Source organism: Acetobacter pasteurianus subsp. pasteurianus LMG 1262 = NBRC 106471 (assembly GCF_000285275.1).
Taxonomy (GTDB): Bacteria; Pseudomonadota; Alphaproteobacteria; order Acetobacterales; family Acetobacteraceae; genus Acetobacter; species Acetobacter pasteurianus.
Genome location: NZ_CADO01000055.1, coordinates 1 through 7,150, shown reverse-complemented (window position 1 = coordinate 7,150; position 7,150 = coordinate 1). Strand labels below are relative to the sequence as shown.

General features: G+C 51.7%; 5 protein-coding genes. 1 reads left to right on the top strand and 4 read right to left on the bottom strand.

Annotation, left to right across the window (positions count from 1 at the left end):
- Window positions 1–195 precede the first annotated feature (195 nt).
- Genes APA10_RS09215 through APA10_RS09200 form a run of 4 tightly spaced genes read right to left on the bottom strand, consistent with a single transcriptional unit; the run spans window position 196 to window position 6,446 of the window.
- On the bottom strand, window positions 196–3,330 hold the full coding sequence (locus APA10_RS09215) for an efflux RND transporter permease subunit (RefSeq protein ID WP_019092215.1): 3,135 nt from the start codon (window positions 3,328–3,330) through the stop codon (window positions 196–198).
- Window positions 3,330–4,364: an efflux RND transporter periplasmic adaptor subunit gene (locus APA10_RS09210; protein WP_035367574.1), complete on the bottom strand. Its 1,035-nt coding sequence runs from the start codon at window positions 4,362–4,364 to the stop codon at window positions 3,330–3,332. Before APA10_RS09210 ends, APA10_RS09215 begins: the two co-directional genes overlap by 1 nt.
- Complete coding sequence (locus tag APA10_RS09205) at window positions 4,361–5,803, bottom strand: TolC family protein (RefSeq protein ID WP_019088956.1); 1,443 nt, start codon at window positions 5,801–5,803, stop codon at window positions 4,361–4,363. The genes APA10_RS09210 and APA10_RS09205 overlap by 4 nt, the downstream gene beginning before the upstream one ends.
- Window positions 5,796–6,446, bottom strand: coding sequence for a cation transporter (locus APA10_RS09200; RefSeq protein ID WP_010516881.1), 651 nt, complete (start codon window positions 6,444–6,446; stop codon window positions 5,796–5,798). The genes APA10_RS09205 and APA10_RS09200 overlap by 8 nt, the downstream gene beginning before the upstream one ends.
- Before the next feature lie 73 nt (window positions 6,447–6,519).
- Between APA10_RS09200 and APA10_RS09195 the strand changes: the two genes are divergently transcribed.
- Complete coding sequence (locus tag APA10_RS09195; protein ID WP_003618791.1) at window positions 6,520–6,918, top strand: MerR family transcriptional regulator; 399 nt, start codon at window positions 6,520–6,522, stop codon at window positions 6,916–6,918.
- Window positions 6,919–7,150 lie beyond the last annotated feature (232 nt).

Here is a 7,150-nt window from a genome sequence, read left to right as displayed (position 1 = left end):
GATTATGGAAATTTCTTTTCTACAAAACAGACTTTTTCATAATCTAACCCGATGCACAACCCTTCTGTGAGATTTCCGCGTCGAGCCAGACCGAATGGTGGCCGAGCGTGATACGGAAGCAGTTTTCATTCTGGGTTCTATTGGCATATCGGACATAATCTTCAAGTAGTTCTGTGCAGCAGTGGCCCATACCTGTCACTTGAACAAGGTTTCCGGAACTCCCGTTTCGTTTTCAGAAAAACTACCAAATTTGACAGCAAGAATAGGCAAAACAAACAGGTTAAGTATCATTGATGTCATGAGCCCTCCAAGAATGACAGCTGCCATAGGTCCTTCGATTTCCCGCCCAGGCGCATTCATATCAACAGCCAGAGGCGCCAGTCCAAGCGCCGTAACGAGCGATGTCATGAGTACGGGGACGACGCGGTCTCTGGCCCCCCGGAGCGCTGTTGTTACTCCCCATGTGAGATGTTCCCGCTCGACCAAAGTCTCAAAATGCGAAATCATCATCACCGAATTCCGAAGCGTAATCCCGAATAGAGTAACGAAGCCGACTGTTGCCCCAAGAGTTAGCGTTGTGCCGGAAACAATGATTGCCAGAATGCCGCCGACAAATGCGAAGGGAAGATTGACGAGTATCAGAGCGAGATTGCGCCATCCTTGTGTGATTATTGAGAGCAGAATCATGACCGCTATGGCAGCGAGCCCGGAATTTATAAACAGTTCCTTGCGTGATTGTGATTCAGCTTCCGCTGCGGATGTAAACTGAACGTAGGTTCCAAGAGGCAGTTTGATATTTTTTGCTATAGCCGTGCGTGCGTCCTGAACGAAAGATTGAGCTGATCGTCCTGTAACATTTGCGGTGACAGTCTGTGTTCTCTGTGCTCCCAGATGTGACACCTGATAGCGACCGTTCGTCTCATATATGTCTGCGACAGCGCGGAGTGGTACGTAGTTTCCGTGAACAGTATGCAGTGGCAGGAAGCCGACAGACGCAACATCATTACGACTTGCGTCATCAAGACGAACCATAACATTAAAAGCCGCAGAACGCTCGTATATCTGCCCCACGGTTTCACCCTGCCAGGCTGTATGGATGGATCGGAGTACATCCGCCGACCGAAGCCCCCAGCGCTCCAGATCAGCAGGGCGTAGCCGAATAGCAAGTTCCGGAACACCAGGGGGTGCTTCTATCCGGACATCTGTTGCGCCATGTATCTGATGCAACATGCGGACAATATTATTTGCCTGGATATCCAATACATCCAGATCATCGCCAATAATATTGATTGCCACAGCCGAAGACGAACCAGAAAGGGTTTCGTTTACGCGCATCGTCAAAAAACTACTGACAGAAAAACTGGCCCCAACGAACCCGTCAAGCGCTTTGCGAACGCGGGCATCAATCTGTCGGGAAGCCTTCCCATCCACCTGATTCAAATCAACCTCAAACTCGCTGGTATGTGGTCCATACGTGTCCTCATCCAGCGAGGCGCGTCCGACTCTCTGAGCAACCGAACGGATTTCGGGAAGCTGACGAAGTTTTTCTGTAACCTGTCTACCTAATTTCAGAGACTGTTCCAGGGAAGTCCCCGGAGCAGCCGTCATATGAATGATAAGGTGACCTTCCTTGAAATCAGGAATGAAATCGCTTTCAAGGAATGGAAGGGCCGCAAACCCTATCAAGGTGGTCAGGATCATCCCGCCTATAACAAATCGGGGATGGCGCATTAATCTGGCCAGAAGACGTTCATAAGCTCTGGCGGTCCATCCTGCCAGGGGGGGCTCTCTCCGGGTTTCTCCAGGCGTCGCCAAGAGCCATGCGCAGAGTGCAGGTACAACGGTTACAGCAGCGGCAAGAGAAGCCATGACCGCAAGAACATAAGCTGTTGCCAGTGGAGCAAACAGTCGTCCCGAAAGTCCGGGAAGGGCGATGACAGGCAAGAAAACGATAATGACAGCAAAGGTCGCGTAAACCACTGCACTGCGGACTTCAACGCATGCATCGAGTACGACGCGCGCTGTAGATGCGGGCTGGACCAGAAGCCGGTTTTCACGCAATCGGCGTGTAACATTTTCGACCCCGATCACGGCGTCATCCACGACCTCGCCGATGGCGATAGCAAGCCCCCCCAGGGTCATGGCATTCAAAGTAACCCCGAGTGTCTCCAGCAACGACAGGGCTATCAGAATAGCCAAAGGTATGGTGGCGCAACAGATTGCAGCGGTTCGCAGGTCAAAAAGGAAAAGAAAGATTACGGCAACCACCAGAAAACCGCCCAGAAGCAATGCTCGTGTGGCATTCCCCAATGCGGTCGTAATGAAATTGGCGGGTCGGAACAGGTCAGCATGCAATGTAATCCCCTGTCCCTGCAATTGCGGGCGGAAATCGGTAAGTGCCGCCTCGATTTCCCGGGTCACAGCCATCGTATTGGCACCGTACTGTTCCCATATATTAACCACAATGCCTGTCTTTCCCTCGATACTGGCCGCGCCGAAGGCGGGAATAGGGGCTTCAGTTACAGTGGCAATACTGCCCAGTGTGACAGCACCATTATCAGAGCGGACAATCACAGTGCGGGCCAGACTTTCTGGCGTCAGGGCCTGACCGTCAGACTGAAGAACGACTCTTTGGTTCGGGGTATCAATAAAGCCGGCCCCCTGTATGCCAGTTGCTTCCTGGGCAGCCGCAAGGACGTCATCAAGTCCGATATGATGCAAGATGAGTTGGTCTGGATGTACCTGTATCTGGAGTGACCGACGCTCCCCGCCAAACACACTGACTCCAGCCACACCAGGCAACGCCAGCAGACGCGGCCTTAATGACCAGTCAGTAAGCGTGCGCAACTGCATGAGGGACTGTTGTTCCGACGTCAGACCAATCACCAGTACCAGACCGGCGGATGAGGTCAGTGGCGTCATAGTCGGAGCATGAACACCGGCTGGCAATTGCTGTGCAACAACATTCATTTGTTCCCCGACCAGTTGCCGGGCGCGATAAATATCGGTCGATGTCGCAAACAGGACGTTGACGACTGACAGTCCCTGAATCGAAGTCGATTGCACGCGCTGAATACCCGGGAGGCCGGTCAGGGCAATTTCCATTGGGCGACTAACCAATGTTTCGACCTGTTCCGGCGTAAAACCAGCGGCTTCGGTCTGGATCGTGACCCGTGGCGGAATGAATTCCGGAAACACATCATAGCTGGCATGTCTCAAGCCATACAGGCCATAGAAGAACAACAGACATGCGGTTGCGATAACCACGCCCCGGAAGCGGATCGAAAACCCGATAATAGCTGCCTGAAGGCTGAAAGAACGTCCCGTCATCAGTCGTCATCGTCTCCTGATTCAAGCTGAGCTCGGAATTCTTCAGACAGAAGTAATTGCGTACCCTCTACGACGATTTGCGTTTCGTGTGTGATTTGTCCTGGAGTATCTTGGATCAGGTAGCCACCTTCTCGGTCCGGCACGTCGGTCGTAAGGGGTAGGCGTGTAAATTTTCCGTGTCCGTTATCACGGTATATCCACGACTTACCTTGCAGCCAGATAATAGCTGATGCAGGTATCCGGATACCGGGACGTTCCTCTTCGGTAGGCAGGAGAACGGAAACATTCATGCCCGCGACAAGCTGACTTTCAGCCGACGCAAAATAGAAAAAGCTACGCCCCTGAATAGCAGGATCGGTCATGGTTACAGGAGACAAATAGTGGAGCATTGTCCCGTGTCCACCCATGTTTCCATAATCGGTCACATCCGCCTGACTTGGTGGGGTTGGTAGATCCGTATCTGGTGGAAGGGTCACCTTGACCAAGACCACTCGTTGTTGAAGTAACTGTGTAATGAAAATTGTATTTTTTTCGGTAGCGTCAGATATGACCGAACCAAATTGCTGTCTGATAATATTAAGTGCGTTATTCACCCGGACCTGTTCTGCTTTTACCATAGCTGAGTTGGACTGAAATCTGGCTGTTGTCTCCTGGAATTGTTCCTGAGAGATATTCTGCCGGTCGCGATACAGTCCTTTGTCACGATCGAGTTTCGCACGGGCAAGCGTCTGCTGTGCCTGCATGCTCTCCAGCCGCGCTTTCATGTCAGCATAATCACTAACAAGAGTGATAAGTTGTGTTGCGTTCAGAACGTAACCATAGGCGGGAACCAACTTTCTCCAAGGCACGATGCTGGGTCGTGCAGAAGCGATGCCACTCTTCGTAACTGCTTCCGGGGAGACCGTCACGGTCGCCTCTGCGCCAAGAACCGAAACTGGTGGATCATCATCATCTGCAATAGCAATGTCCGCCACGTTTAGAACTAGGAAGACAGAAAGACCTACAAGAGGCAGCCAGAAGGCCCTCGCTTTCATGGTGAGTTCCTTTGGTTATTTTCAAGCAGGCCGGAAACCTGCGCGGCACTGGTGTGATCAAAAATGGGCTGCTGCATGCCATCTTCGATCTGACCTATGGCTTGCCGTTGCTGAATTTCTGCTTCAAGAAGAGCGGTCTCTGCTTGAATCTGCTCTATATGAGTCATAACCATCGTTGGTCGGTCGATTGCGCCTGACTGAAGGCGGTGCTGCATCTGGTTCAGCCTTACCCGTACGGTTTTGGCAAGTTCATCCGCCTGTAGCAGAATTGATGTCGTGCCGCGGTAATTGGCCGTAGCCTGCGAGATGGACTTAAACACCGTGTTCTCTGCACGCCGGAGACGAGCCGCCGCCTCATGCTCCTGCCCAACAGCTTCAGCTATGGGGCCTTCGTTCTGATTGAAAATCGGAATTTGCAGAGAGGGATTTACCTCAAAGCGATTTGAAATATCCCAGTTATAGGCGGGACTGATGGTGACATCGGGATAGCGTCGGGAAACTTCGACCCGTAGAGCCTGTCGGGCGGCGTCATAAGACGCAAGAAGTTCCCGCAGATCCGCGCGTTGCATTACGGCTTGGTATCTCATGTCCTGTGAATCGCGGTATTCCATGAGGTCGGGACAGACATCAAATGCTTTTGTATCAAGAGCAATGGAATCAAGTGCTTCGGCAGGAACCCCGATTGCTCCTGCCAGAGCTGCCTTACGGACGGCATACTCGCGCCGCAGATCACTGACAGACAACTCGGCATGGATCATTTCCGTCCGTACCTGCGATATTTCGAGAGCGGATGCTCGCCCCTGATCAAAACGTGCCTGTTCCAGGGTAAAGAGTTCGCGTTTAGCTGCCGCAGTCTCTTCCACAAGCTTGAGGCGCCCGGATACAGCCCAGACGCCGAGAAGAGCAGACCGCGTGTCGCTGCGTAGTTTCCATGCAGTATTGATGACTTCCCATTGCGCGACGGCAGCCCGATATCTGGCTTCTTTGATACGGTGATAACGCCTGCCGAAAAATTCGATCAGTATTGACGCGCCGTAGCCGACGTAATGAGCCGATGGGCCACCCAGCACCGTGAAACTGGGATTGGGCAGTTGACCGGCTGTCTTGATTCCAGCGCGAGCCGTTTCCAGTTCAGCTTTAGCTACAAGGATATCGGGATGAAAATACAAGGTAGCAAGCGTCAGGCGAGTGATGCCCCATGCGTTTTCCTGACTCGATACGTTTGGTCCGAGAACTTTTGTAATGAATTCTTGCAATCCGGCATCCGTAAATTGACGGCTGGAAAATTTCTGGACATCTGATTCCGGCGAAATATTTGAATGATCACTATTTGTACAGCCACAGAGCAGGGGAAAAATCAGGAGAATGAATGCCGCATTATAGCGTGTGCGTCTCCTTACCTGCTTAATATATTCTAGAGTATTATATGATTTATACATTGATATGTCGTGATATATCTGATTTGTTATCTGTTAGTTCTACTCTCGATTGTCGCATAATCTGCACACCTCCACTAATACCAAGCATCGCAAGGATGGCAGCTACCGCAATATCCGGCCACGCAGAACGAGTGCCAAACACGCCCAGAGCTGCCAGCACAACGGCAACATTTCCGATCGCATCATTACGAGAGCAGATCCATACAGAACGGCGGTTGGCATCACCTTTCCGGTGTGTCCATAATATGAGGGCACAGGCCAGATTGACCGCGAGGGCAAGCAGACCAATGCCGCCCATTGCGTCTGGGTGAGGCGGATGGTTGCTGTTCATTACTATCCACCCAGCATTGGCCATTACCCATAGCCCAGCCATGAACAGGGTCAGGCCTTTCAGAAAGGCCGCGCCAGCTCGCCATCGCAATGCCATTCCGGCAACACTGAGGCTTATTGCGTAGTTGGCGCTGTCGCCAAGGAAATCAATCGCGTCCGCCTGTACGGATGCAGATCCAACCGACACGCCAGCCCCAGCTTCAACGGCAAACATGCTGGCATTGAGAAAAAGCGCGATCAGGAGCGCTCTCCGCCATGATTTATTGATTGGTAGCGGCGTATCTGTGCATCCACCACAGCATCCTCCTGCCATCCAGCGCCTCCCTGACGAATCATCTGTTTTAATGTATGCTCCCTGTAGCAACTACAGGGTCAAGAGGCAGGGAATGCGATCGATTGGTGCCTTGGGGAAGGCGACGAATACCAAAGTCGAGACGATCCGCTATTACGAACGGATCGGTCTTCTGGCTCCGCCACAGCGGACCGATGGCAATTATCGCACTTATGATGATGAGGCACTCGCGAGACTGTCTTTTATTCGTCGATCTCGGGATCTGGGTTTTTCATTAGACCAGGTAAGAGCTCTATTATCCCTAACGGATCAGGGAACCCAGGATTGTAAGACAGTTGATAGAATTGCTCGTGACCATATGGCAGAAATTGAGCGCAAAATTGCGGATCTCATCGCATTGCGCCATGAACTTTCTACGATGATAGAATCATGCGGGGGAGGTAATATTTCAGAATGCCGAATTATTGAAGCACTTTCTCCGTTTGATAATTAGTTCTCCTGACTTTTTTCGCAGCCAGTCGATTCTGCATTTGACGGAAGATTACCCGAAATAGTTATACGGCCTCATCCTCACGTGTCAGAATCTGAAAAATCCTCATGGAAAATTCAAGGACTATACGTGCTCCCATGGTGGCAGTTTATGATCAGGCCAGTTCTGAAGCAGACATTCGGCTTCCCTGAAGGGTTTCGGGCGCCGCGAGGCGTACGAAAGTCTGGGAAGACCG

What these genes read in the sequence shown, in the direction of transcription:
- APA10_RS09215 (WP_019092215.1), bottom strand. Translation starts at nt 3,330, where the DNA reads ATGACGGGACGTTCTTTCAGCCTTCAGGCAGCTATTATCGGGTTTTCG.
- APA10_RS09210 (WP_035367574.1), bottom strand. Translation starts at nt 4,364, where the DNA reads ATGAAAGCGAGGGCCTTCTGGCTGCCTCTTGTAGGTCTTTCTGTCTTC.
- APA10_RS09205 (WP_019088956.1), bottom strand. Translation starts at nt 5,803, where the DNA reads ATGTATAAATCATATAATACTCTAGAATATATTAAGCAGGTAAGGAGA.
- APA10_RS09200 (WP_010516881.1), bottom strand. Translation starts at nt 6,446, where the DNA reads ATGGCAGGAGGATGCTGTGGTGGATGCACAGATACGCCGCTACCAATC.
- APA10_RS09195 (WP_003618791.1), top strand. Translation starts at nt 6,520, where the DNA reads ATGCGATCGATTGGTGCCTTGGGGAAGGCGACGAATACCAAAGTCGAG.